Source organism: Hydrogenophaga sp. SL48 (assembly GCF_021729865.1).
Lineage (GTDB): Bacteria > Pseudomonadota > Gammaproteobacteria > Burkholderiales > Burkholderiaceae_C > Hydrogenophaga.
Map to the genome: position 1 here is coordinate 3553261 of NZ_CP063400.1, position 25205 is coordinate 3578465.

General features: G+C 67.7%; 23 protein-coding genes and 1 tRNA gene. 16 read left to right on the forward strand and 8 right to left on the reverse strand.

What is annotated here, in order from left to right; all coding sequences use genetic code 11:
* The first annotated feature begins 25 nt into the window (after window positions 1–25).
* From IM738_RS16780 to IM738_RS16805, 6 genes are all read left to right on the forward strand, one after another.
* Entirely contained in the window at window positions 26–1138 is a 1113-nt protein-coding gene (locus IM738_RS16780) for an SMP-30/gluconolactonase/LRE family protein (RefSeq protein ID WP_236962186.1), read from the forward strand.
* Window positions 1139–1178: 40 nt separating this feature from the next.
* The gene (locus IM738_RS16785) at window positions 1179–2138 is read left to right on the forward strand and encodes a 2-hydroxyacid dehydrogenase (RefSeq protein ID WP_236962188.1); all 960 of its coding nucleotides are present in this window, start codon (window positions 1179–1181) and stop codon (window positions 2136–2138) included.
* Between the two features lie 23 nt (window positions 2139–2161).
* Window positions 2162–3709, forward strand: a complete 1548-nt coding sequence (gene garD, locus IM738_RS16790; RefSeq protein WP_236962190.1) for a galactarate dehydratase — start codon at window positions 2162–2164, stop codon at window positions 3707–3709.
* Between the two features lie 204 nt (window positions 3710–3913).
* Complete coding sequence (locus IM738_RS16795) at window positions 3914–4894, forward strand: Bug family tripartite tricarboxylate transporter substrate binding protein (RefSeq protein ID WP_236962192.1); 981 nt, start codon at window positions 3914–3916, stop codon at window positions 4892–4894.
* Between the two features lie 19 nt (window positions 4895–4913).
* Complete coding sequence (locus tag IM738_RS16800; RefSeq protein ID WP_236962194.1) at window positions 4914–6050, forward strand: L-talarate/galactarate dehydratase; 1137 nt, start codon at window positions 4914–4916, stop codon at window positions 6048–6050.
* Between the two features lie 20 nt (window positions 6051–6070).
* The gene (locus IM738_RS16805; RefSeq protein ID WP_236962196.1) at window positions 6071–7135 is read left to right on the forward strand and encodes an aldose epimerase family protein; all 1065 of its coding nucleotides are present in this window, start codon (window positions 6071–6073) and stop codon (window positions 7133–7135) included.
* A 19-nt stretch (window positions 7136–7154) separates the two neighbouring features.
* Here IM738_RS16805 and IM738_RS16810 read toward each other — a convergent pair whose 3' ends face one another.
* Together IM738_RS16810 and IM738_RS16815 are read right to left on the reverse strand one after the other, a co-directional pair.
* A complete protein-coding gene (locus tag IM738_RS16810; RefSeq protein ID WP_236962198.1) occupies window positions 7155–8177 on the reverse strand; it encodes a response regulator transcription factor in 1023 nt (340 codons plus the stop codon).
* A complete protein-coding gene (locus tag IM738_RS16815) occupies window positions 8177–11635 on the reverse strand; it encodes a hybrid sensor histidine kinase/response regulator (RefSeq protein WP_236966342.1) in 3459 nt (1152 codons plus the stop codon). Before IM738_RS16815 ends, IM738_RS16810 begins: the two co-directional genes overlap by 1 nt.
* Window positions 11636–11830: 195 nt before the next feature.
* Between IM738_RS16815 and IM738_RS16820 the strand changes: the two genes are divergently transcribed.
* Genes IM738_RS16820 through IM738_RS16835 form a run of 4 tightly spaced genes read left to right on the forward strand, consistent with a single transcriptional unit; the run spans window position 11831 to window position 13530 of the window.
* Window positions 11831–12676 carry an SHOCT domain-containing protein gene (locus IM738_RS16820; protein ID WP_236962199.1) on the forward strand — a complete coding sequence of 282 codons (846 nt, stop codon included), beginning with the start codon at window positions 11831–11833 and terminating at the stop codon, window positions 12674–12676.
* 55 nt (window positions 12677–12731) lie between these two features.
* A complete protein-coding gene (locus tag IM738_RS16825) occupies window positions 12732–13034 on the forward strand; it encodes an urease subunit gamma (protein ID WP_236962202.1) in 303 nt (100 codons plus the stop codon).
* 15 nt (window positions 13035–13049) lie between these two features.
* The gene (locus IM738_RS16830) at window positions 13050–13211 is read left to right on the forward strand and encodes a hypothetical protein (RefSeq protein ID WP_236962204.1); all 162 of its coding nucleotides are present in this window, start codon (window positions 13050–13052) and stop codon (window positions 13209–13211) included.
* Window positions 13212–13221: 10 nt separating this feature from the next.
* Window positions 13222–13530, forward strand: a complete 309-nt coding sequence (locus IM738_RS16835; RefSeq protein WP_236962206.1) for an urease subunit beta — start codon at window positions 13222–13224, stop codon at window positions 13528–13530.
* A 90-nt stretch (window positions 13531–13620) separates the two neighbouring features.
* Here IM738_RS16835 and IM738_RS16840 read toward each other — a convergent pair whose 3' ends face one another.
* Window positions 13621–15354 (reverse strand): hypothetical protein, encoded by a 1734-nt coding sequence (locus IM738_RS16840; protein ID WP_236962208.1) that lies wholly within the window; start codon window positions 15352–15354, stop codon window positions 13621–13623.
* A 266-nt stretch (window positions 15355–15620) separates the two neighbouring features.
* Between IM738_RS16840 and ureC the strand changes: the two genes are divergently transcribed.
* From ureC to IM738_RS16865, 5 genes are all read left to right on the forward strand, one after another.
* Window positions 15621–17339 (forward strand): urease subunit alpha, encoded by a 1719-nt coding sequence (ureC, locus tag IM738_RS16845; RefSeq protein ID WP_236962210.1) that lies wholly within the window; start codon window positions 15621–15623, stop codon window positions 17337–17339.
* Window positions 17340–17360: 21 nt separating this feature from the next.
* Window positions 17361–17948, forward strand: a complete 588-nt coding sequence (ureE, locus tag IM738_RS16850; RefSeq protein WP_272907671.1) for an urease accessory protein UreE — start codon at window positions 17361–17363, stop codon at window positions 17946–17948.
* A complete protein-coding gene (locus IM738_RS16855) occupies window positions 17935–18645 on the forward strand; it encodes an urease accessory protein UreF (RefSeq protein WP_236966343.1) in 711 nt (236 codons plus the stop codon). The genes ureE and IM738_RS16855 overlap by 14 nt, the downstream gene beginning before the upstream one ends.
* Before the next feature lie 18 nt (window positions 18646–18663).
* The gene (gene ureG, locus IM738_RS16860) at window positions 18664–19335 is read left to right on the forward strand and encodes an urease accessory protein UreG (RefSeq protein ID WP_236962212.1); all 672 of its coding nucleotides are present in this window, start codon (window positions 18664–18666) and stop codon (window positions 19333–19335) included.
* 41 nt (window positions 19336–19376) lie between these two features.
* Window positions 19377–19464 (forward strand) — tRNA-Ser (locus IM738_RS16865).
* Between the two features lie 67 nt (window positions 19465–19531).
* On the opposite strand, the gene hemW is transcribed toward IM738_RS16865, so the two are convergent.
* From hemW to IM738_RS16890, 5 genes are all read right to left on the reverse strand, one after another.
* Window positions 19532–20752 (reverse strand): radical SAM family heme chaperone HemW, encoded by a 1221-nt coding sequence (gene hemW, locus IM738_RS16870; RefSeq protein ID WP_236962214.1) that lies wholly within the window; start codon window positions 20750–20752, stop codon window positions 19532–19534.
* Complete coding sequence (gene rdgB / locus IM738_RS16875) at window positions 20749–21363, reverse strand: RdgB/HAM1 family non-canonical purine NTP pyrophosphatase (protein WP_236962216.1); 615 nt, start codon at window positions 21361–21363, stop codon at window positions 20749–20751. The genes hemW and rdgB overlap by 4 nt, the downstream gene beginning before the upstream one ends.
* 85 nt (window positions 21364–21448) lie before the next feature.
* Window positions 21449–22177 (reverse strand): ribonuclease PH, encoded by a 729-nt coding sequence (rph, locus tag IM738_RS16880; RefSeq protein WP_236962217.1) that lies wholly within the window; start codon window positions 22175–22177, stop codon window positions 21449–21451.
* A 135-nt stretch (window positions 22178–22312) separates the two neighbouring features.
* Window positions 22313–23212: a PP2C family protein-serine/threonine phosphatase gene (locus IM738_RS16885; RefSeq protein ID WP_236962218.1), complete on the reverse strand. Its 900-nt coding sequence runs from the start codon at window positions 23210–23212 to the stop codon at window positions 22313–22315.
* Entirely contained in the window at window positions 23209–24216 is a 1008-nt protein-coding gene (locus tag IM738_RS16890) for a serine/threonine protein kinase (protein ID WP_077334863.1), read from the reverse strand. Before IM738_RS16890 ends, IM738_RS16885 begins: the two co-directional genes overlap by 4 nt.
* A gap of 62 nt (window positions 24217–24278) precedes the next feature.
* On the opposite strand from IM738_RS16890, the gene IM738_RS16895 reads away from it, so the two are divergent.
* On the forward strand, window positions 24279–25202 hold the full coding sequence (locus tag IM738_RS16895; RefSeq protein ID WP_236962219.1) for a YicC/YloC family endoribonuclease: 924 nt from the start codon (window positions 24279–24281) through the stop codon (window positions 25200–25202).
* Window positions 25203–25205 lie beyond the last annotated feature (3 nt).

Below are 25205 nucleotides of genomic sequence, written 5' to 3' on the forward strand. Positions count from 1 at the left end.
ACACGAAGAACACAAGGAGACAAACATGATCAACAAAGCCCAAGACGCCCGCCGCCAGTTCCTGAAAGCCGCCAGCGCCGCCGGCCTGGCCGCCACCGGCGCGCCCGCCTTCGCGCAGGCCTTCGCCTTCACGCCCAACCAACGCTACCCCGACCCGTCGGTGCAGATCCTCGACCCGTCGTTCGCCAAATACCGCATCTACAGCAGCACCATCGAGCAGGTGGCCACCGGCATGCGCTGGGCCGAGGGCCCGGCCTACTTCCCCGGGGCAGACGGGGCACCGGGCCACCTGCTGGTGAGCGACATCCCGAACAACCGCATCATGAAGTTCGACGAGAAGACCGGCGCCTTCAGCGTCTTCCGCGACAAGGCCAACTGGGCCAACGGCAACACCCGCGACCGCCAGGGCCGCCTGATCACCTGCGAGCACTCGGTCACGCGCCGCGTCACCCGCACCGAGACCAACGGCAAGCTCACCGTGCTGGCCGACAGCTTCGAAGGCAAGCGCCTGAACGCGCCCAACGACGTGGTGGTCAAGAGCGACAACAGCATCTGGTTCACCGACCCGCTGTTCGGCATCAACGGCGAGTGGGAGGGCAGCCGGGCCAAGCCCGAGCAGGCCACCACCAACGTGTACCGCATTGCCCCCGACGGCAAGCTCGGCGCCGTCATCACCGACCTCGTCAACCCCAACGGCCTGGCCTTCAGCCCCGACGAAAAGAAGCTCTACGTGGTGGAGTGGAAGGGCACGCCCAACCGCAGCATCTGGGCCTACGACGTCAACGCCGACGGCAGCGTGGCCAACAAGACCAAGCTGATCGACGCGGCCGACTTCGGCGCGCTCGACGGCTTCAAGGTGGACCGCGACGGCAACCTCTGGTGCGGCTGGGGCAGCAACGGCGCGCTGAACGCCGAGCCCAGCTACTTGAACCTCCGCAACGTCTACGAGCTCAGGGGCAAGCCCGAAGACCTGGACGGCGTGAGGGTGTTCAGCCCCGCCGGCAAGCCACTGGCCCACATCCGCCTGCCCGAGCGCTGCGCCAACCTGTGCTTCGGTGGCCCGAAGAACAACCGCCTCTACATGGCCAGCTGCCATTCGCTGTACGCGCTCTACGTCGAATCGCACGGCGCCGTCTGACCCTTCTCCGTCTGATCTCTCTTTCTGCTTTCGCCACCGCATGACCGCCCCCGCTGCTCCCCGCGCCGTGATCCTGCAGATCGGCCCCCTGATGCCCGCGCTGGACGCCACGCTGCGCGACCACCACGAGGTGCTGCCCGCGCAGGCCCTGACCGCCGACGCGCCCCTGGCGAACGCCGCCGACGCCGCGCGCGTGACCGCGGTGGTGACCTCGGCGCCCGTGGGCGTGCCGGCCGCGTGGCTGCCGCAGTTGCCCGCGCTGAACGTGGTGTCGTCCTTCGGCGTGGGTCTGGACCAGCTGCCGCTGGCCGACTGCCGCGCGCGCGGCCTGCCGGTGGGCTACACGCCCGACGTGCTCAACGACTGTGTGGCCGACCTCGCCATGGGCCTGCTGATCGACGGTGCGCGCCGCATCGCCGCGGCCGACCGCTTCGTGCGGCGCGGCGACTGGCTGCAGGGCCGCTTCCCGCTCGCCACCAAGGTGAGCGGCAAGCGCCTGGGCATCGTGGGCCTGGGCCGCATCGGCCAGGCCGTGGCGCGGCGCGCGGCCGGCTTCGACATGGACATCGCCTACACCAAGCGCCGCCCGGCCGAGGGCGTGGGCTGGCGCCACGAGCCTTCGCTGCTCGCGCTCGCACAGTGGGCCGACTTCCTGGTGCTCACCGTGGCCGGCGGCGCCGACACCCGCCACCTGGTCAACGCCGAGGTGCTGCGCGCCCTGGGCCCCCACGGCCTGCTGGTGAACGTGGCGCGCGGCAGCGTGGTGGACCAGGCCGCGCTGATCGCCTGCCTGCACAGCGGTGAGCTGGGCGGTGCCGCGCTCGACGTGTTCGACGACGAACCGCGCGTGCCCCAGGCCCTGATCGACATGGAACAGGTGGTGCTGGCCCCGCACATGGCCAGCGGCACGCTCGACACGCGCCAGGCCATGGCCGACCTCACGCTCGCCAACCTGCGCGCCGGCCTGGCCGGTGAACCGCTGCCCTCGCCGGCCCCCTGACCTTTCCACCCGACGCACCCGCCATGGACACCCCCGCCCCCCGCACCATCCGCATCCACCCCGCCGACAACGTGGCGGTGGTCGTCAACCAGGGCGGCCTGCCCGCAGGCACCGCCCTGCCCGGCGGGCCCACGCTGGTGCAGACGGTGCCCCAGGGCCACAAGGTCGCGCTGACCGACCTGCCGGCCGGCAGCGCCGTGCGCCGCTACAACGTGGTGATCGGCCACACGGCGGTGGACATTCCCGCCGGCGGCTGGGTCAACGAACAGCGGCTGGTGATGCCCGAAGCGGTGTCGCTGCAGGGCCTGCCCGCGCCCACACCGCCGGCCGATCTGCCGCCGCTGGACGGATACACCTTTGAGGGCTACCGCAACGCCGACGGCAGCGTGGGCACGCGCAACCTGCTGGCCATCACCACCACCGTGCAGTGCGTGGCCGGGGTGCTGGACGTGGCGGTGGAGCGCATCAAGACCGAGCTTCTGCCGCTCTACCCCAACGTGGACGGCGTGGTGGGCCTGGAGCACACCTACGGCTGCGGCGTCGCCATCGATGCGCCCGACGCCATCATCCCCATCCGCACCCTGCGCAACATCGCGAGCAACCCCAACTTCGGCGGCGAGGTCATGGTGCTGAGCCTGGGCTGCGAGAAGCTGCAGCCCGAGCGCCTGCTGCCGCCGGGGGCCATCCCGATCAGCGACCAGCGCGGCAGCGAGCTCGACGTGGTCACGCTGCAGGACGAGGCGCACGTGGGCTTCATGTCCATGATCGACAGCATCCTTCGGCAAGCGCGCGTGCACCTGGAGCGCCTGAACCGGCGCCAGCGCGAAACCTGCCCGGCCTCCGACCTGGTGGTGGGCGTGCAGTGCGGCGGCAGCGACGCGTTTTCCGGCGTCACGGCCAACCCCGCGGTGGGCCACGCCACCGACCTGCTGGTGCGCGCCGGCGCGACCGTGATGTTCAGCGAGAACACCGAGGTGCGCGACGCGGTGGACCAGCTCACGCGCCGCGCAGCGACGCAGGACGTGGCCGACGCGATCGTGCGCGAGCTCGGCTGGTACGACGCCTACCTGGCGCGCGGCCAGGCCGACCGCAGCGCCAACACCACGCCCGGCAACAAGAAGGGCGGCCTCTCGAACATCGTCGAGAAGGCCATGGGCTCCATCGTCAAGAGCGGCAACGGCCCGATCCACGGCGTGATCGCCCCGGGCGAAAAGGTGACACAGAAGGGCCTGGTCTTCGCCGCCACGCCCGCCAGCGACTTCATCTGCGGCACGCTGCAGCTCGCCGCCGGCATGAACCTGCACATCTTCACCACCGGCCGCGGCACGCCCTACGGCCTGGCCGAGTGCCCGGTGATCAAGGTCGCCACGCGCGACGACCTCGCGCGGCGCTGGCACGACCTGATGGACCTGAACGCCGGGCAGATCGCGAGCGGCGATGCCACGATCGAGAGCGTGGGCCAGGCACTCTTCGAGCTGATGCTCGCGGTGGCCAGCGGCCAGAAGACCTGGGCCGAGCGCTGGAAGCTGCACAACGCGCTGGTGCTGTTCAACCCGGCGCCGATCACATGACCCCCCCCCGCGCCGCTTCGCGTCACCCCCCAAGGGGGGCGGCACTGGCCGTCCGGCGGAGCCGGCCCGGCGGTGCCCTGGGTGCCGCTGTCTCGTGCGGAGGGGTCGCGCTACGGCCCTATCAAGGACCAAGAATCGACACTGTTTTCCCTTGAAGCCGGCGACACGACCGGCGACTCTTTCCATCCACCACGGAGACACACCATGAACCACCGCCGACAACTGATCGCCGCATCCGCACTGGCCGCTTTGGGCACCGCCCTGCCCCAACTCGCCCTGGCCCAGAGCGACTACCCGAACAAACCCATCAAGATCATCGTGGCCTTCCCGCCCGGGGGCACCAGCGACGTGATGGGCCGCATGGTGGCCGAGCCGCTGGCCAAGGCGCTGGGCCAGCCGGTCGTGATCGAGAACGTGGGCGGCGCGGGCGGTGTGATCGGCACCGAGCGCGGTTCCAAGGCGCCCGCCGACGGCTACACCCTCATCCAGACCGGCGTCGGCCAGAACGCCGTGGCCCACGGCCTGGACCCCAACCTCAAGTACGACTCGGTCAAGGACTTCATCCACATCAGCCACGTGCACAGCGGCCCCAACGTGCTGGTGGTCAACGCCAGCCAGCCCTACAAGACCCTGGCCGACCTGGTGAAGGCCGCCAAGGCCAACCCCGGCAAGCTCGACTACGGCTACACCCACGCGGCCTCGGGCCACATGGCGATGGAGCTGTTCAAGCAGACGGCCGGCATCTTCATGACCGGCATCCCCTACCGCGGCGGCGGCCCGATGATGAGCGCGCTGCTGGGCAACGAGATCCCGATGATGTTCATCAACCAGGACGTGGCCCTGCCCCACATCAAGGCCGGCAAGCTGCGCCCGCTGGCCGTCTCCAGCCTGCAGCGCAACTCGCTGTATCCGGACGTGCCCACCGTCGCCGAATCCGGCTACCCCGGCTTCGAGGCGCTGAGCTGGTCCGGCATGTCGGTGCCCAAGGGCACGCCCGCGCCGGTGGTGGCCAAGCTCGAAGCCGCGTTCAAGGAAGTCATGTCCTCGCCCGCCATCAGGCAGAAGATGGAGAGCACCGGCTTCGTGGTGCCGGTGCAGGGCTCCAAGCCCTACACGGACTTCGTCGCCAGCGAGCTGCCGCGCTGGACCCAGGTGATCAAGACCGCCGGCATCAAGCCGCAATAAGCCCAGGAGCTGCCCGCCCATGAGCCCGCCCGCCGACCGCATCGCCTGGATGCGCATCTCCTCGTGTTTCCTGCCCCTGGCCCACCCGATCAGCGACGCCAAGGTGCTGACCGGGCGCCAGAAGCCCATGACCGAGATCGCGATGCTGTTCGTCGAACTGCAGACCGAGCAAGGCCATGAGGGCCTGGGCCTGAGCTACAGCAAGCGGGCCGGCGGGCCGGGGCAGTTCGCGCACGCGCAGGAGATCGCGCCCGCCCTGATCGGCGAAGACCCGAACGACATCGCGCGCCTGTGGGACAAGCTGTGCTGGGCTGGGGCGTCTGCCGGGCGCAGCGGCCTGGCCACCCAGGCCATCGGCGCGTTCGACGTGGCGCTGTGGGATGTGAAGGCGCGGCGCGCGAACCTGTCGCTGGCCAAGCTGCTGGGCGCGCACCGCGAGTCCGTGCGCTGCTACAACACCTCGGGCGGTTTCCTGCACACGCCCATCGACCAGCTCAAGGTCAACGCCGCGGCCTCGGTGGCGCGAGGCATCGGCGGCATCAAGCTCAAGGTGGGCCAGCCCGACGGCCGCATCGACATGCAGCGCGTGCAGGCCGTGCGCGAGCACCTGGGTGACGGCGTGCCGCTGATGGTGGACGCCAACCAGCAGTGGGACCGCCCCACGGCGCAGCGCATGTGCCGCGCGCTCGAAGGTTTCCACCTGGTGTGGATCGAGGAGCCGCTGGACGCCTACGACCACGAGGGCCACGCCGCGCTGGCCTTGCAGTTCGACACCCCGATCGCCACCGGCGAGATGCTGACCAGCGCCGGCGAACACTGGGACCTGATCCGCCATCGCGCGGCCGATTACCTGATGCCCGACGGCCCGCGCGTCGGCGGCATCACGCCCTTCCTGAAGGTGGCCGGCCTCGCCCACCACGCGGGCCTGATGCTGGCGCCGCACTTCGCGATGGAGCTGCACGTGCACCTGGCCGCGGCCTACCCGACCGAGCCCTGGGTCGAACACTTCGAGTGGCTGGAGCCGCTGTTCAACGAGCGCATTCAGATCGCCAACGGCCGCATGCTCGTGCCCACGCGGCCCGGCCTGGGCCTGTCGCTGAGCGAGCAGGCGCGCGGCTGGACACGCGAGCGGGTGGAAGTGGGCCAGCGGGTGTGACGCCGGGGTTGAACACGGACATGGACCTCCGACTGGACCCGCAGCGTTTCTTCGGTGAAGTCGGTGGTGAGCCGGTCGCGCTGTTCCGCCTGCGCCACGCCAGTGGCATGGAAGTGGCGGTCTGCAACCTGGGCGCCAAGGTGCTGCAGATCCTGGTGCCCGACCGCCACGGTGTGCTGGGCGACGTGGCGCTGGGTTACGACAGCCTCACCGCGCTGCAGGCCGGCGCGCCGTCCATGGGCGCGTTCATCGGCCGCTACGCCGGCCGCATCGGCCAGGCGCGCTACACGCTGGACGGCACCGCCTACCCGCTGCAAGCCAACGCCGGTCCACACGCCATCCACGGTGGGCCGAACGGTTCGCGCCACCGCGTGTTTTCGGCCCACCAGGACGCGCCCGACCAGCTCACGCTGCGGCTGCGCTTCGAACCGTCGAACGATGGCCACCCGGGCATCCTGGACCTGACGCTGAGCTACCGCCTCACCGACGACCACGCGCTGGTGGTGGAGCACGAAGCGGTTGCGGTCTGCAACGCCAGCCCGGCCTCGCCGGCCAGCTTCACGCCGCACATCTTCTTCAACCTCGACGGCTTCGGCCGCCCCATCGACGGCCACGGGCTGATGGTCCGCGCCAGCGCGTGCCTGGTCGCCGACGCCGACAACGTGGCCACGGGTGCCCTCGCGCCGCTCGATGGTCACCCGCTGGACCTTCGCTCACCGCGCCGGCTGGGTGGCGCGGCGCCCGGCGAGCCCCCGCTGGTGATCGACCACGCCTACCGGCTGACCGCCGGCGGCACCGACGACGAGCGCCTGTGCGCCACGCTGAGCAGCGAAGCCAGCGGCCGCACGCTGCAGGTCTGGACCACCGAGCCGGTGCTGCAGGTCTACACCGCCGACCCGCTGGGCACGGGCGCGGTGCCCGACGTGGGCAAGCACGGCGTGGTGCACCGGCCCCGCGCCGGCATTTGTCTGGAGCCGCAGCAGTACCCCAACGCCATGAACTGCCCGGCGTTTCCGCTCAAGCGGGTGTCGGTCGGGCGACCGTACTGGGCGCGCACGGTCTACCGGTTTGGCGTGACGCCCTGACGCGCGCGGGGGGGATTCCCTACCCCAGCAGCGGCACGCGGTTGATCGCCATCGCCGCCGCCGCCGTGCGTGTCTCGACCCCCAGCTTGGCGTGGATGCGCTCCAGGTGTTTCTTCACCGTGGCGGGGCTCGATCCGAGGATGTCGCCGATGTCGCGGTTGATCTTGCCCTTGACCACCCAGTACAAGACCTCGGCCTCGCGCGCCGTCAGGCCGAAGGACTGCACCAGGGCTTCGAGCACGGCGGCGTCCGAGGTCTCCTGCATCACGATCAGCCAGTCGCCGCCTTCGCCTGGCGCTTCCACCGTCTCGGCGCCGTCCTGGTCGCCCACGCGCTGGTGCAGGCGGAAGGTGAGGCGGCGCGGGCCCTGTTCCAGCGTGAGCCTCGGTGGCTCGCGCTGGGCCTGGGCCTCGCCCAGGTGACGGCGCAACCATTGCAAGACCTCGGGCGGCGTGTCGGGCGCCACCGTGCCGCAGTAGCGCTGCAGCAGGTCGCGCGCCAGCGGGGTCTGCCACATGAGGCGGCCGTCGCGCTCGCGCACGGTGATGGTCGCGTAGCCGAAGGCATCGAGCGCGTAGCGCGCCTGGCTGCGCTCCACCGCGCCCTGGCGCGCGTGGCGCGCCGAGCGCAGGTGCACGCCCATGCGCGCCATCACCTCGCGCGGCTTGATGGGTTTTGTGACGTAGTCCGCGCCGCCCGCGTCGAGCGCGGCCACGAGGTGTTCGGTCTCGGTGAGCCCGGTCATGAAGATGATGGGAATCTGCGCGGTGGCCGGGTCGGCCTTGAGGCGGCGCGCGACCTCGAAGCCGTCGATGCCTGGCATCACCGCGTCGAGCAGGATCACATCGGGCAGGGCCTGCGTGGCGCGGCGGATGGCGGACTCGCCGTCGAGCGCGACCAGCACGGTGTAGCCGGCTTCGTCGAGTGCGTCGTGCAGCGGCGCCACGTTGTCGGGCACGTCGTCCACGATCAGCACCACCAGGGCATCGGGCGACGGCAACTGCGCCGACAGGCGCTCGGGGGAAGGGGTGTCGGTATTCATCACGGAAGCGTGGCGCTTTGTTGCAGACGCTGTTCGATCGCCTCGAAACGGAACTCGCGCGCCAGGGTGCGCAGGCCCTGGGCGAAGTCGGCCTGCTCGGGGCGCTGGCGCACCCAGTCGTCCAGCCAGTTGACGATGCCCTTGTAGTAACCCAGGCGCACGAGTTCGAGCAGCGGCGCCAGCTCGGCCGCGCTGCTGGCGGCCGGCGCCTGAGGCGCATGCGCCCGCTGCCCGCTCTGCGTCGCACCCTCAGCCGTGATCCATTGCAGGCCCAGGCGCTGACCCAGCCAGGCCAGCAGGTCGTCGCGCCGCACCGGCTTCACGAAGAAGTCTTGCGGGCTGTGGCCGAGGTCGCCTTCGCCTTCGATCTGGAGGCCCTTGTCGAAGGCGTTGGCCGAGACGATGGCCAGCGGCACACCGCCCCAGCCGCGCGCACCCAGCCGGCGCACGGTCTCCCAGCCGTCGATGCCGGGCATGGCGAGGTCCATGAAGATGGCGTGGGGCGCGCCCTCGCCCGCCGGATTCAGCGCATCGACGATGGCCAGCGCGTCGTGGCCGCTGGTGGCGAGCGTCACCTCGAAGCCCAGCGGCTGCAGCCAGCGCGCGATGAGCTCGCGATCGCTCTCTTCGTTGTCCACCACCAGCACGCGCCGGCGCTCGCCCTCGTAAGCGGTGATCGACGGCGCAACGATCTCGCGCCGCACCACGGCACCGTGCAGCTCGGGAAGGAACAGGCGCACGCTGAACACCGTGCCTTCGCCCAGGGTGCTGCGCACCGTCATCTCGCCGCCCATGAGGTCGGTCAGCATCTTGGCGATGGTCAGGCCCAGACCGGTGCCGGTGCTGCCCGCACCGGTCGCGGCAGCGGCCTCGGCCTGGCCGCGCGCGAAGGGTTCGAACACCCGGTCAAGCTCCTGCTCGGCCATGCCGGGGCCGGTGTCGTGCACCTCGAACACGGCCATCTCGCGCGCGTGCGCCACACGCAGCCGCACCTCGCCCTGGCGCGTGAACTTCACCGCGTTGCCCAGCAGGTTGATGAGGATCTGGCGCAGGCGCTTCTCGTCGGCGCGCACGGCGTCGGGCAGGCGGCTGCCGCTCTCGAACGTGAAGCGCAGGCCCTTGGCCGCGGCCTGCAGCTCGAACATGCTCGCCACCTCCTGCATGGCGTCGGCAAAGGCCATGGGTTTCACATCGAGCTTGAGCTTGCCGGACTCGATGCGCGCGATGTCCAGCGTGCCCTCGATCAGCGACAGCAGGTGTTCGCCGCCGCGGTGGATGACCTTGATGGCCTGCGCGCGGTGCGGCGCGATGTCGTCGTCCTCCTGCAGCAGCTGGGCGTAGCCGAGGATGCTGTTGAGCGGCGTGCGCAGCTCGTGGCTGATGGTGCTGATGTAGCGGCTCTTGGCCTGGTTGGCCAGGTCGGCGGCCTGGCGCGCGCGCTGCAGCTGTTCATCGGTCTGGCGGTGCGACTCGATCTCGTGCATGAGCAGGCGCGTCTGCCGGTTCGACTCTTCCTGCGCCACCTCGCGGCTCTTGTGCGCCAGCACCAGCCACCAGGCCACCGTGGCCGCGATCAGCAGCAGCACGGCGTAGACCCGCAGGAAGCCGGTGCGCAGCGCGGCATCGAGCAGGCTCGCGTCGGCCACTGCTTCGAGCCCCTGCCCGAGGCCCTGCACCTGCTGCCGGTACAGGAGGCCGAGCACGGCCGCGAGCACCGGCGCCACCACCAGCATCAGCAGCAGGTAATGCGCCAGACCCGCTTCGAGGTAAGGCCACATGCGCTGCGGCAGCACCGTGCGCAAGGCGCCCTGCCACTGCTCGGAGAGGCGCGCGTGGGGTTTGCAGAGGTCGCCACAGCGCGCATCGAGCGTGCAGCACAGCGAACAGATGTGGCCCTGGTAAGCAGGGCAGTGCGCCATGTCGGGCGCTTCGTACTCGCGCTCACAGATGACACAGCGCTGGAGCGAAGTGACACCTGAGACCGCGGCGGCACATCCCCGCGTTGCCCCCTCTCCCCCTGGGAGAGGGCTGGGGTGAGGGCAGGCGCCACAACCACCCGAGTCCTCTGCAGCGCGCGCGATGTAGTACCGCCCCCGCGTCGCCCAGGCGATCAGCGGCGAAGCGATCAACGCCGTCACCATCGCGATCACCGCCGAAAACGCCTGCGCCGTGTCGCCCATCAGGCCCATGTGGGCCGCGATCGACAGCGCCGAAGCCAGGCCCATGGCGCCCACGCCCACGGGGTTGATGTCGTACAGGTGGGCGCGTTTGAACTCGATGCCCGGCGGGCTCCAGCCCAGGGGTTTGTTGATCACCAGGTCGGCCACCACGGCCATGATCCAGGCGATGGCGAGGTTGCTGTAGAGCCCCAGCACCTCGCCCAGCGCGCGGAACACGTTCATCTCCATCAGCATGAAGGCGATCAGGGTGTTGAACACCACCCACACCACGCGGCCGGGGTGGCTGTGCGTCAGGCGCGAGAAGAAGTTGCTCCAGGCCAGCGAGCCGGCGTAGGCGTTGGTGACGTTGATCTTGAGCTGCGACACCACCACGAACAGCGCCGTGGCCGCCACCGCCCAGCCGTAGTTCGGGAACACGTACTCGTAGGCCGCGAGGTACATCTGGTTCGGGTCCACCGCGCGGTCGGGCGGCACCATGTGGCTGATGGCCAGGTAGGCGAGCAGCGCGCCGCCCAGCATCTTGAGCACACCCAGGATCACCCAGCCCGGCCCGCCGGCCAGCACGCCGGCCCACCAGCGCCATGCCCGGCCTTTTTCGGGCGCCGGCATGAAACGCAGGTAGTCGGCCTGCTCCCCCATCTGCGTGATGAGCGCGATGCCGACCGTGAGCGCGGCACCAAACAGGTGCCAATCGAAATCCACGCCCGCACCAGATTCGCCCCCGTAATGCACCACATTGGAGAACGCACCGGGATCAAGCGTCCACACCGCCACGAAGGGCACGAGCATCATCACCAGCCACAGCGGCTGGGTCCAGACCTGGAAGCGGCTGATGACCGACACGCCGTAGGTCACGAGCGGGATCACCACCAGTGCGCAGATCAGGTAACCCCAGGCCGGCGGGATGTCCAGCGCCAGCTCCAGCGCATAGGCCATGACCGCCGCTTCGAGCGCGAAGAAGATGAAGGTGAACGAGGCGTAGATCAGCGAGGTGATGGTCGAGCCGATGTAGCCGAAGCCCGCGCCGCGCGTGAGCAGGTCCATGTCCACGCCGTAGCGCGCGGCGTAGACGCTGATGGGCAGGCCGGCCAGGAAGATGATCAGCCCCGTGACCAGGATGGCGAGCGCGGCGTTGACGAAGCCGTACTGCACCAGCAGCGTGGCGCCGACGGCTTCGAGGATCAGGAACGAGGCGGCACCGAACGCCGTGTTGGCCACGCGCCATTCGCTCCACTTGCGAAAGCGCTGCGGCGTGTAGCGCAGCGCGTAGTCTTCCATGGTCTCGCGGCCGACCCAGCTGTTGTAGTCGCGGCGCACCTTGATGATGCGCTGAGGTGCCTCGCCCAAAGGGGGTGCGCTGACTGGGACGGTGGGTTCAAGGTTCACTCACGGCTTTGTGCAGCATTCGTGCCACGGCTGCGTTTTTCATGGGGGTCTGCGAAACTGCAAGGCCACACACCGGACACCCTCAGCATGCGGCAACTCTCCCCCCAGGGCCAACAGACCCTCAACGACATCGCCCAGCGCCATGGCTTCAGTTTCGACGCCACGCTCTCCATGCTCGAATCCGTGATCCACGGCAACGGCAGCATGGCCCAGTTCAGCCACCCCGAATTCAGCGGCTCGGGCCAGTGGATGCGCGGCGGCATGACCATGGTCTCGGACATGTTCAACAACCACCTCAAGGGCCGGGTCGACAACCTCTGCAGCGAGCTGTCCGACCTGATTGCCAACCAGCCCGAGCTGCTGCACAGCGGCAGCTTTCAAAGCCAGAGCCAGGGCGGCAGCGGCCACCACCAGATTCAGGCGAACCATTCGGTTGGTTCTCCATATCAGGGCGACAACGGCTTCGGCGCCAACAGCCTGTTCGTGCCACCCGAGCCCGGCACCAGCGGCGACTGGTGGCCGGCCGACCTGCGCTGGCCCAACAGCACCGGCGCGCAGAACCACGTGCGTTACGCCTGCTTCGCGCAGGCGCGGCGCCTGGCGATCGAGGTCCACGGCTCGGTCACGGTGTACGACACGCTGGACCACCAGATCGGCGGTTTTTCGCAGCAGCAATCCGCCGGCGGCACGCTGTCGTTCTCCAGCCAGTACGGCCTGATCGACGTGGCCAGCCTGCCCGTGGTCTCGCGCGACGGCATGGCCGTGCCAGCCCCCGCACCGGTGTCTGGCGGCTTTCAGCCCAACAACCCACCCGACGCGGGTTCACCAGACATCTTTGCCGCCATCGAACGCCTGGCCGGCCTGCACGCCAAGGGCATGTTGACCGACAGCGAATTCAGCACCAAGAAGGCGGAGCTGCTGGCCCGGCTCTGAGGGCAGGGGCACGGAATTTGCTCACAGGTTCCATCAAACGACCAAAGAACGCGCCATGGAACTGACCCCTCGAGAGAAAGACAAGCTGCTGATCTTCACCGCCGCCCTGCTGGCCGAGCGGCGCAAGGCGCGTGGCCTGAAGCTCAACTACCCCGAAGCCGTGGCCCTGATCTCGGCCGCCGTGATGGAGGGTGCGCGCGACGGCAAGACCGTGGCCCAGCTCATGAGCGAGGGCCGCAACGTGCTCACGCGCGCCGACGTGATGGAGGGCATCGCCGAGATGATCCCGGACATCCAGGTCGAGGCCACGTTCCCGGACGGCACCAAGCTCGTCACCGTACACGATCCGATCGCCTGATTCCCGGAGTCCGCCATGAAACACCTGCTCACCCTCGTCACTGCCCTCACCACCCTGCCCGCCCTGGCCCACGACGGTCACGGCCTGTTCGGCAGCCACTGGCACCCCACCGACGCGCTGGGTTTTGTGGCGGTGGCCGGCCTGATCGCGCTGGCGGTCTGGCTGTCGAAGAAGTGAGGGAGCGCCCATGATCCCCGGCGAATACCTGATCGACGACGGCGAACACGCCCTCAACCCTGGCCGCCGCACGCTCACGCTGGTGGTGCAGAACACGGCCAACCGGCCGGTGCAGGTGGGCTCGCACTACCACTTTGCCGAAACCAACGCTGCGCTCGGCTTCGACCGCGATGCAGCGAAGGGCATGCGCCTGAACATCGCGGCGGGCACCGCCGTGCGCTTCGAACCCGGACAACAACGCACGGTGGAGTTGGTGGACTTTGCCGGCGACCGCATCGTGTTCGGCTTTCGCGGCCTCACCCAAGGAAAGCTGAACTAGCGCCACATGCCAGAGGCACCGAGGAACCGGCTTTGCCGGGCCTCTGGTGCCGCCCCCCGGCAGGGGGTGACGCCGCAAGCGGCGCGGGGGTCAGTTCGAGATGCTTGTGCGCGTGACCACAGGCTGGCCGGGCGCGGCCAGCACGAAGAAGCCCGGCAGACCAGCGGTGCCGAAATTCGTGGCCGGGTTGCGCACAAACACCGAGTCGCTGAGGTTCATGAGGCCGCTGCGGTCGTTGCTGACATAGAACACCGCGCTGCCGCCCTCGACACCGTAGTTGTCGCTGACCATGCTGCCGTAGACCGACAGGGTGAAGAAGTTGCCGTCGTTGTAAATCGCCCCGCCACTGCCGCCGCCGGGTGTGCCCGCACGCGCCGGATTGGCGCCATGGCCCACCGCGGCGTTGTGCGTCAGCAGGCTGTTGTAGACGCTGTAGGACACGCCGATGCCGCTGAGTGCGCCGCCGTTGGAGCAGCGGTTGCCCAGGCCCAGGCCACCGCCAAACGTGCTGCTCACCACGTACACCGGGTTGTTCTGGTACATGCTCAGCACCCGCACCGCGCCGCCCCCCATGTCGGGGCCGGTGGTCTCGCACCGGTTGTTGGTGAAGACGCTGTTGACGATCTTGAACTGCCCGCCCCGCACGAAGATGGCACCGCCGCCGCCCCCGTCGGTGAGCTGGCCGATCGAGTTGCCTTGGGTGAACCCGATGTTCTGCACCGTCAGCCGCGGCGTCTCTTGGTTGTTGCAATGGGATGTGGTCCACACCTGGGCCGAATCGCAGGTGTTCTGGTAGAGGATGCGCACGCTGTCGCCACCGCTGAGCGTCACCAGCCCGCCGCCGTCCAGCGTGACATCGGGCCGGTTGTTGAACACCTTGGCCGTGCGGGGCAGGGTGATGGTCACCGGGTTCGGACCGCAGTTGAACCGGATCTTGCCGCCCAGGGCCACGGCCTGCACAACCGCTTCCCCGGTGCAACTCGCCGGCGTGCCGCTGCCGATCAGGTGATTCGGCTGGTTGGTGTCCACCACCCGACCCTCCGGCGGCACAGGCACGGGGTTGCCGTGGTAGCCCACACCCGGAGGGGGCTGAGGCTCGGCCTCTCCCAGCACGTAATAGGCAATGCCCTCGTAGCGGTACTGAGGCAGGCTGGCAATCACCTGCCCGGCCTCGGCGGAGCTGGTCGTGAAAAAGTGGAAACCGCGGCTGGCGACGTAGAACCGGTAGAGCGGCCGGAACCCGGTCCCGGCCACCGTGCTGGCGTGGTAGGCCACGCCCTCGTAGGTGAACTGCGGCAGGTTGGCCACGATGTGGTCGCGCTCGGACTGGCTGATGGTGTAGAAGTGCACGCCCGTCTGGCCATTGAAGAAGCGGTACACCGGGCTCAGCGCACTGTCGGCGGTGCCGCTGGCCTGAAACGCCAGGCCTTCGTACGCCAGGGAAGGGAGGGTGGCGATCACCCTGTCGCGCTCGGTGGCACTGGCCGTGTAGAAGTGCGCCGCGCTGTGGCGATTGAAGAAGCGGTACACGTTCACCGGCGTCAATGCCTTGGCAGCGAAATCCGTCGAGGGGGTCCCGTCTTCTCCGGCGCTCAAGCCCGATTGCTGCACCTCAGCCGCGTTCAACTCGGACGCCTTGAGCCAGGGGTCCCGCTCGGCGGTCTCTGCGACGCTCGTGTCAGCCGCAGCCACCGCCTTGCTGTCCGCGACCTCGGCGGCTTCGTTGCCTCCGCAGCCGGTCAGGCCCGCCACCCCCAGCAGCCACACCGAGACACATCCCCATGCCACCAGGCTTCCGGTCCATGTCCGTTCACCGTTTCTCATTGCCATCTCGAACCCACTTTGCCAACCGCCACAAACACCGTCTGCCCACTCAAACACCCGCCTCACTGGCACAGTTCATGCTCAAGTCCAGCACACCCAAAATTTCCCAGAAGATTTGAACATCAACCCGCGGCACGGCTCGCACGAAAAAGATACTGTTGTGAACTTCGGTTACCGGCGCACCCCCTGCCAGGTTGCGCCTGTTGCGCGCGGTCACCGGTAACCTTGTTCAATCTCGTGCGCCTGCCAGAACCCAGGTGAACCTCATGGCCAGCATCCCCAAACGCGCCTATGCCGACATGTTCGGCCCCACCGTCGGCGACCGCGTGCGCCTGGCCGACACCGGCCTGATCGTGGAAGTGGAAAAAGACTTCACCCTCGCGGCTGGCGGCTACGGCGAAGAAGCCAAGTTCGGCGGCGGCAAGACCATCCGCGACGGCATGGCGCAGAGCCAGCACACGCGTGCCGAAGGCGCCGTAGACACCGTGCTGACCAACGCGCTCATCATCGACCACTGGGGCATCGTCAAGGCCGACATCGGCCTCAAGGGCGGGCACATCGTGGCCATCGGCAAGTCGGGCAACCCAGACACCATGCCGGGCGTGGACATCGTCATCGGCCCGGGCACCGAGGTCATCAGCTGCGAGGGCAGCATCGTCACCGCCGGCGGCATCGACAGCCACATCCACTTCATCTGCCCGCAGCAGATCGACGAGGCCCTGGCCTCGGGCGTGACCACCATGCTCGGCGGCGGCACCGGCCCGGCCACCGGCACCTTCGCCACCACCTGCACGCCCGGCCCCTGGCACATCGAGCGCATGCTGCAGGCGGCCGACGGCTTCGCCATGAACCTGGGCTTCCTGGGCAAGGGCAACGCCAGCCAGCCCGCGCCGCTGTGCGAGCAGATCGACGCGGGCGTGATCGGCCTGAAACTGCACGAAGACTGGGGCACCACGCCCAGCGCCATCAGCAACTGCCTCGATGTGGCCGAAGAAACCGACACGCAGGTCGCGATCCACTCCGACACGCTCAACGAATCGGGCTTCGTGGAAGACACCATCGCGGCCACCAAAGGCCGCACGCTCTGCGCCTTCCACACCGAAGGCGCGGGCGGCGGCCACGCACCCGACATCATCCGCGTGGTCGGCGAGGCCAACTTCCTGCCCTCCTCGACCAACCCGACCATGCCCTACACCGTCAACACGCTCGACGAGCATGTGGACATGCTGATGGTCTGCCACCACCTGGACGCCGGCATCCCCGAAGACCTGGCCTTCGCCGAGAGCCGCATCCGCCGCGAGACCATCGCGGCCGAGGACATCCTGCACGACATGGGCGCGATCAGCATCATGAGCAGCGACAGCCAGGCCATGGGCCGTGTGGGCGAGGTGGTGATCCGCACCTGGCAGACGGCGGACAAGATGAAGGGCCAGCGCGGCACGCTGCCGGAAGACAGTTCACGCAACGACAACTTCCGCGTCAAGCGCTACATCGCCAAATACACCATCAACCCGGCCATCGCGCACGGCATGTCGCACATCGTCGGTTCGCTCGAAGTCGGCAAGTGGGCCGACCTGGTGGTCTGGAAGCCGGCGTTCTTTGGCGTCAAGCCGGCGCTAGTCCTGAAGGGCGGCAGCATCGCGCTGGCCGCCATGGGCGACCCCAACGCCTCCATCCCCACACCGCAGCCGGTGCACTACCGGCCGCAGTTCGGCGCCTTCGGCGGCGCGCTGGCCAAGGGCAGCCTCACCTTCGTTTCGCAAGCCGGCCTGCGCGCGGGGGTCGGCGAGCGTTATGGCCTGCAGAAGACCACGGTGGCGGTGCAGGGCTGCCGCAGCGTCACCAAGGCGAACATGGTGCACAACAGCTACCTGCCGAAGATGGAGATCGACCCGCAGCGTTACACCGTGCGCGCCGACGGGCAGCTTCTGACCTGTGAACCCGCCAGCCAACTGCCCATGGCTCAACGATACTTCCTGTTCTAGAACTTTATTGCTCGTCTTTTCATGCTTCAAGTTTCCAAGCTCATCCCCCAAGGCCAGGGTCTCGCGCCGGCGCTGGTGCGCCGCGCCGCGCACCTGGAGCTGGACTGGGATGTGCGCCAGAAAAGCCGCTTCGACGCCACCGCCTCCAATGGCCGCAGCGTGGGGGTGTTTCTGCCGCGGGGCACCGTCGTCCGGGGTGGCGACGTGCTGATCACGCAAGACGGTTCCCTGCTGCGCGTCGTGGCAGCCCCGCAAGCCGTGCTGAAAATCACTGCCTGCACCGACCACGGTCACGGCCATGACCACGACGGCGCGTTTGACCTGATGCGTGCCGCCTACCACCTGGGCAACCGCCACGTGCCCATCGAGCTGAAGCCCGATCACCTCAAGATCGAGCCCGACCACGTGCTGGCCGACATGCTGCGCGCCATGCACCTGAACGTGGCCGAGGTGCGAGAGGCCTTCGAGCCTGAAGGGGGCGCCTACACAGCGCACGGCAGCGCACCGGCGGGTGGACACGCCCACCATGGTCATGCGCATGCCCATGGTGGTCATGACCACGGGCACGGCCACGCGGGCCACGGTCACCATGACCATGACCACGGCTGAACCGCCCGCGCGCGCGGCCGGCGGCCTGCTGCACCTCCTGTGGCTGGCCTCGCCGGCGCTGCCGGTGGGCGGTTTCTCGTATTCCGAAGGGCTGGAGGCGGCCATTGACGCCGGGCTGGTGAGCGACGAAGCCAGCGCCGCCGGCTGGCTGATCGACCAGTTGCACCTGGGCCTGGCGCGCTGCGACCTGGCCGTGGTGGCGCAGGCCATTCCCGCCTGGCAGGCGGGCGACGTGCCCCGCATCCAGCAGCTCAACACCTGGGTACTGAGCACGCGCGAGACGCACGAGTTTCGCCTGCAGACCGAGCAGATGGGCCGCTCGATGCTGGAGTGGGCGCGTTCGCTGGGCGAACTCGGCGCGGGCGTGTTCGAACAGTTGCTGGCCGCCGGCCTGAACCCGCCCAGCTACCCGGTGGCCATGGCCTGCGCCGTGGCCCGCAGCGGCGCCAGCACACGCGACAGCCTGCTCGGCTTTGCCTTCGGCTGGGCCGAGAACATGGTGCAGGCGGCCATCAAATCCGTGCCCCTGGGCCAAAGCGCGGGGCAACGCATGCTCGCGCGCCTGGCGCGCGAAATCCCCGCTGCGGCGGACCACGCCCTGGCACTGGAAGACGCGGAGCGCCAGGCCTTCACACCCGGGCTGGCCATCCTGTCGGCGCGACACGAAACCCAATACTCCCGCCTGTTCCGTTCCTGAAGCCCCGGAGACAAGACCATGAGCGCCCTGCACCACATCCCGAACCGCACCAAACACCTGCCTCCGCTGCGCGTGGGCATCGGTGGACCCGTCGGCTCCGGCAAAACCACGCTGCTGGAAATGTTGTGCAAGGCCATGCGCGAGAAGTACGACCTGATCGCCATCACCAACGACATCTACACCAAGGAAGACCAGCGCCTGCTCACGGTCAGCGGCGCACTGCCCGCCGACCGCATCATGGGCGTGGAAACCGGCGGCTGCCCGCACACCGCGATCCGCGAAGACTGCTCCATCAACCTCGAAGCCATCGACCGCATGCTGGGCGAACACCCCAATGCGGACATCGTGTTTGTCGAAAGCGGCGGCGACAACCTGGCCGCCACCTTCAGCCCGGAACTCTCCGACCTCACCATCTACGTGATCGACGTCGCGGCGGGCGAAAAAATTCCGCGCAAGGGCGGCCCCGGCATCACCAAGAGCGACCTCTTCGTCATCAACAAGACCGATCTCGCGCCCCATGTAGGCGCCGACCTGGAGGTGATGAAAGCCGACACCGCCCGCATGCGGCCCGACAGCGCACGCCGCCCCTGGGTGATGACCAACCTGAAAACGCTCTCGGGCCTGGACGAGGTGGTGCGCTTCATCGAACAGCGCGGCATGCTGCTGCAGCCCGTCGACGCCGTGGTCTGAATGCCGGGCGGCACACCGCTCTCACTTACAATCGACGCCTTGGAGAGCTGGCAGAGTGGTCGATTGCACCGGTCTTGAAAACCGGCAACCCGCAAGGGTTCCAGGGTTCGAATCCCTGGCTCTCCGCCAAGAACAGCAAACCCGGCCTCGCGCCGGGTTTTTGCTTTCAGGGCACAGGCGCCGCGATGGACGCCGGTCAGTTCGACAGGAACAGGCCCTGCAGGTCGCTGAGAAAATCGAAACCCCGTTCGGTCGGGGTCACCACACCGCCTGCCGATTCGATCAGGCCCTTCTGCACGGCCTGGTCCAGCGCGGGCTGGATGCTGGAGAGCGGCAAGCCGGTCCGGTCCGTGAACTGCTGCAACTCGAAGCCGTGGCGCAGGCGCAGCGCGTTGAGCATGTACTCGAACGGCAACTCCTTGCGCGTCACCTCTTCCACGCTCACCACCGCATCGCCCGCGCGCGCCTTGTCCATGTACAGGCGCGGTTCGCGCGCGCGCACCTGGCGCACCACGCGGTGGGCGAAACTCAGTTTGCTGTGTGCGCCGGCGCCAATGCCCAGGTAGTCGCCAAACTGCCAGTAGTTCAGGTTGTGCCAGCACCGGTGACCCGCTCGCGCATAGGCCGACACCTCATAGCGCCCCAGGCCCTGCTCGGCCGTCAGCTCGGTGATGCGGTCGAGCATGGCGTAGGCGTCATCGTCTTCCGGCACCTGGGGCGGGAACTTGGCGAACACCGTGTTGGGTTCGATGGTCAGGTGGTAGATCGAGATGTGCGGCGGCTGGAACGAGAGCGCGGTGCGGATGTCGTCTTCGCACTGCGCCAGCGTCTGCCCCGGCAGCGCATACATGATGTCGAGGTTGAAGGTGTCAAACGCCTGCGCCGCCTCTTCCACCGCAGCCATGGCCTGCGCCCGGTCGTGCACGCGACCCAGCGCCTTCAGGTGCGCGTCGTTGAAGCTCTGCACGCCGATGGACAGGCGCGTGACGCCCGCCGCGCGAAAGGCCTTGAAGCGGTCCTTCTCGAACGTGCCCGGGTTGGCTTCGAGCGTGATCTCGGCATCGGCATCCAGCTTCAGCAGCGCACGCACATCGCCCAGCAGGCGGTCAATGGCCTCTGGCGAAAACAGGCTCGGCGTGCCGCCGCCGATGAAGACGCTGTGCACCTGCCGACCCCAGATCAGCGGCAGTGCCGCCTCCAGGTCGGCACGCAGTGCATCCAGGTAGGCCTGCTCCGGCATGGACTGACCGGGCGCGGACGTGGCGCTCCATTCGTGCGAATTGAAATCGCAGTACGGGCACTTCTTCAGGCACCAGGGCAGGTGGATGTAGAGCGAGAGCGGCGGCAGGCCCTGCAGTTGCAGCGTGCCGGGGCGCATCCAGTGGCGGATGTCGCTCCAGTGGGGTGTGTCGCTCATGCTTCGGGTGGTTGAAACCAGCGCGTGCGCATGAGCTCCAGCATCTGCTGGGCGGCTTTGCCACGGTGGCTGTTGGCGTTCTTCTTTTCGTCGCTCAACTGGGCAAAGGTGCAACCGAACTGCGGCAGGAACATCACGGGGTCGAAACCGAAACCCTTGTCGCCGATGGGCTCGCGCGTGATCAGTCCCGGCGCCCGGCCCGAGGCCACCAGTGGCTCCGGGTCGTCGGCGCTGCGCACCGCCACCAGCGTGCTCACCAGCGCCGCGCGCCGGTCGCTCACACCGTTCATCTGCTCCAGCAAGGCGCGCACATTGTGGTCATCGCCCTTGGGATAGCCAAACTGCGTCGCATAGTAGGCGGTGTCCACGCCCGGCAAACCACCGAAGGCCTCCACACACAACCCGGCGTCGTCGGCCAGGGCAGGCAGGCCGCTCACCTGCGCCGCGTGGCGCGCCTTGGCGAGCGCGTTTTCGATGAAGGTGCGGTGAGGCTCGGGCGCTTCGGGAATGCCCAGCTCGGACTGGCGCACCAGTTCGACACCGAGCGGCGCGAACAGCGCCTGCAATTCAAACAGCTTGCCCTTGTTGTTGGAGGCGAGCACCAGCTTCATGAGCGGTCGCGGCGAACCGCCGCCCCAAACAAGACCGCGCCTCCGAAGGGGGTCGCCATCGCACGAAGTGACGAGCGTGGGTGCCTCATGATCCGAGGGATTGCTTCTGCAGCACCACCAGTTCGCCGATGCCCTTTTCGGCCAGCGCCAGCAACGCGTCCATCTCCGCACGCGTGAAGGCCACGCCCTCGGCGGTGCCCTGCACTTCCACATAATGTCCGGCGCCGGTCATCACCACGTTCATGTCGGTGTCGCAGACCGAGTCTTCCACGTACTCCAGGTCGAGCAGCGGCTGGCCGTCCAGAAGGCCCACCGAAATGGCAGCCACAGGTCCCTTGATCGGCGAGACGGTGATCTTGCCTTCGGCCAGCAGCTTGTTCACCGCGTCTTGCGCCGCCACGAAGGCGCCGGTGATGCTGGCGGTGCGCGTGCCGCCGTCGGCCTGCAGCACGTCGCAGTCGAGCGAAATGGTGCGCTCACCCAGCGCCTTCAGGTCGAACACGGCGCGCAGCGAACGACCGATCAGGCGCTGGATCTCCTGGGTGCGCCCACTCTGTTTGCCTTTGGCCGCCTCGCGGCTGCTGCGGGTGTGGGTGGCGCGCGGCAGCATGCCGTATTCCGCCGTCACCCAGCCTTCCCCGCTGCCCTTCTTGTGCGGAGGCACTTTTTCTTCCACCGAAGCGGTGCACAGCACTTTGGTGTTGCCGAATTCGATCAGCACCGATCCTTCAGCGTGGATGGTGTAGCTGCGGGTGATCTTGACCGGGCGAAGGGCGTCGGCAGCCCGTTGGCCGGGTCGGGAAGAAACAGTCATGGAAACCTCAGGTTGGGTGATTCAAAAGAATGGGGGTACGGGGTGCGACAGGCGCTCAACTGAGAAGGCGGCGGAAACCCGTTTCGCACGGCCCCCGGTGGCGTGACGCCGAAGGCGGCGCGGGGAAGCCCGTCCTCAGGAATTCTTTTCAGCGGTGCGCCGGATCGCTTCGTTGATTTCGGCGATGGAGCGCTCGATCGCCTCATCGTCCATGTCTTCGATGGTCGAATCTGGCACGCCCGACTGGATCGTGGAAGCAAACACGCCGTCTTCAATGTCTTCGGTGGATATGCGCGTGGTCTGGTACTCGCCCGGCGTTTCCCACTCCATCGCCAGCACCGTGACGTTGTCGCAGCGTGGCCCCCCGCGTTTGAGTGCCATTTCCACCAGATCAGGAACGGCATGCTCCAGCGACTGGTTGGTCAGCTCGGAGGCGATTTCAAAGTCTTTTACTGTGCCCCACAAACCATCGGAACACAGCAACACGCGGTCGCCTTGCTGCAGTTGCACCGGACCGGACAGGTCAAACACCGGTTTCGCCGGTGAGCCCAGGCAAGTGAACAAAATGTTGCGATTGATGTGCGACGTGGCCCGACCCAGGTGGGCCTGCTGCTCCATGTAGGAGTGATCCCGGGTGCGGGTGAGCAGCTCACCGTTGCGGACCAGGTAGAGGCGCGAGTCACCACAATGGACCCAGTGCATGTTGCCCCGCTCCATCACGGCCGCCACGAGCGTCGTCCGAGGCGTGTCGAGCATGCCTTTTTCGGCAGCGTAGCGAATGATCTGGTGGTGGGCCGCCATCAACGCGCTGGAGAGGAACTCGGGCACCTCGCGCACCGTCGGGTTGGCGGCCTTCTGGAAATAGGCAGAAAGCGTCTGCAACGCCAGCTGGGCCGCCATCGCCCCCTCGGGATGTCCCCCCATGCCGTCGGCCAGCACGAACAACCCGGACTCGCGCGTGTAGGCATAGCCCATCCGGTCTTCGTTGCGCTCACGACCTCCCTGACGGCTGATCTGGTAGACCGAAAACTTCATTTGAATTTCGTGCCGGCCACGGTCGACTTGCGCGGTGATTTCTTGTTGTCGGAGACGATGTTGTCAAACTGCAGTCGCATCTTCTCGGCCACGGTCAGTTTGGTGTAGCTGCGCTCGGTCTCCCGGCTGAGTTCTTTCTGCAAGGCAAACACCGACTGCGGGCGGGAGAGCGGATCGAGCGACATGCACCATTCCACCACCTCGATCAGGTTGTCGGAATAGACACCGCGCAAGCGGGAGAGTGCGAGCGACAGCCGGTCTTTCTCCAGCCGCTGCGGTGCGTCGTTGGGCGGATAGCCCTGCATGCTGGCGTAGATGCAGGCACCGATGGCATAGATGTCCGTCCATGGGCCCATGCTCGAATCGCGCCGGTACATCTCGGGCGCCGCAAAGCCGGGCGTGTACATGGGACGGATGAAGTTGCCTTCCTTGCTCAGTACCTCGCGCGCTGCACCGAAGTCGATCAGCACCGCTCGGTTGTCATCGGTCACGAAGATGTTGGCGGGTTTGATGTCCAGGTGCAGCATCTTGTGCTGGTGCACGATGCGCAGCCCCCGCAAGACCTCGTCGTACAACGAGCGGATGGTCGATTCACGGAAGACCTTCTGCTTTTTCAGCTCGCGCGCGGTGATGATGAACTCCTGCAGGGAAGATCCCTCCAGGTAGTTCATCACCATGTAGACGGTCTCGTTTTCGCGGAAGAAATTGAGCACGCTCACCACCGACTGGTGGGAGATCTGGGCCAAAGCACGGCCTTCTTCGAAGAAACTCTTCAGACCCAGGCGATAAAGGGAAAGCTTCTCGGGCTGCACCTGGGGCAGCAACTCACCCGGTCCCCGACTGGCCAGTGAAGAAGGCAGGTACTCCTTCACTGCCACTTGCTGGCCTTCGGTATCCACAGCAAGGTACACCACACCGAATCCCCCCGCCGCCAGCTTGCGCACAATGCGGTAGCCGCCGATGACGGTATCCGGGGGCAAGGAAGCAGGTTTGACCTTTGACATAATTCGGGTGGTTTCCGGAACGCCTCGTTTTGGACCATTCACTCGGATCGGGCCCCAGTCCAATGGCAGTTTACAGCATGACCGGCTACGCCACAGCCCAGTCGGGCGGCCCTCAGGCCGCCAACACCGGTGAGGCCCAGCCGGGTCTCGGCATGGAAATCCGCTCGGTCAACAGCCGCTTCCTCGACCTCACTTTCAAACTGTCGGACGACCTGCGTGGCACCGAGCCCGCCCTGCGCGACCTGCTCGGTGCGCGCCTCAAGCGCGGCAAGGTGGAAGTCCGCGCCTGGATCGAAGGCCGCTCGGACGGGGCCGTGCGTCCACCTTCCGTGGCCGACCTGCAACGCCTGGTGGGTCTGCAGGACAGCATCCAGGCCTGGTGCCCGAAAGCCGCACCGCTCTCGGTCGCCGAGGTGCTGCAGTTGACGTCGCGCCAGCAAGCCCTGCCAGGCGGACTGCATGAGCACCTGATGGAGCTGGCCCGCACCACGCTGGACGGCTTTGTCGCCGCCCGGGAGCGCGAGGGCAAGCGCCTGGCAGACATGCTGCTGGACCGCCTGAAACAGCTGCGCCAGCTGGCGCGGGACGCGCAACCGCTGATTCCCCAGCTGGTCGCGCAACAACGCCAGCGGTTCATCGACCGCTGGAACGAGGCGCTGAGCGCCAGCGCCACGGCCGGTGGCACCGCCAACACCCTCACCAGCGACACCGTTCAGGACCGGGCCCTCACCGAAGCCACGGCCTTCGCCATCCGGATCGATGTGGCCGAAGAGTTGACCCGCCTGGACTCCCACCTGGAAGAAATCGAGCGCCTGATCAAGAAAGGCAGCGAGGTCGGCAAACGGCTGGACTTCCTGATCCAGGAACTGCACCGCGAAGCCAACACCATGGGCTCCAAATCCTCCAGTCTGGAACTGACCCGCATTTCGGTCGACATGAAGGTCTTGATCGAACAGATGCGCGAACAAGTCCAGAACATCGAATAAGCC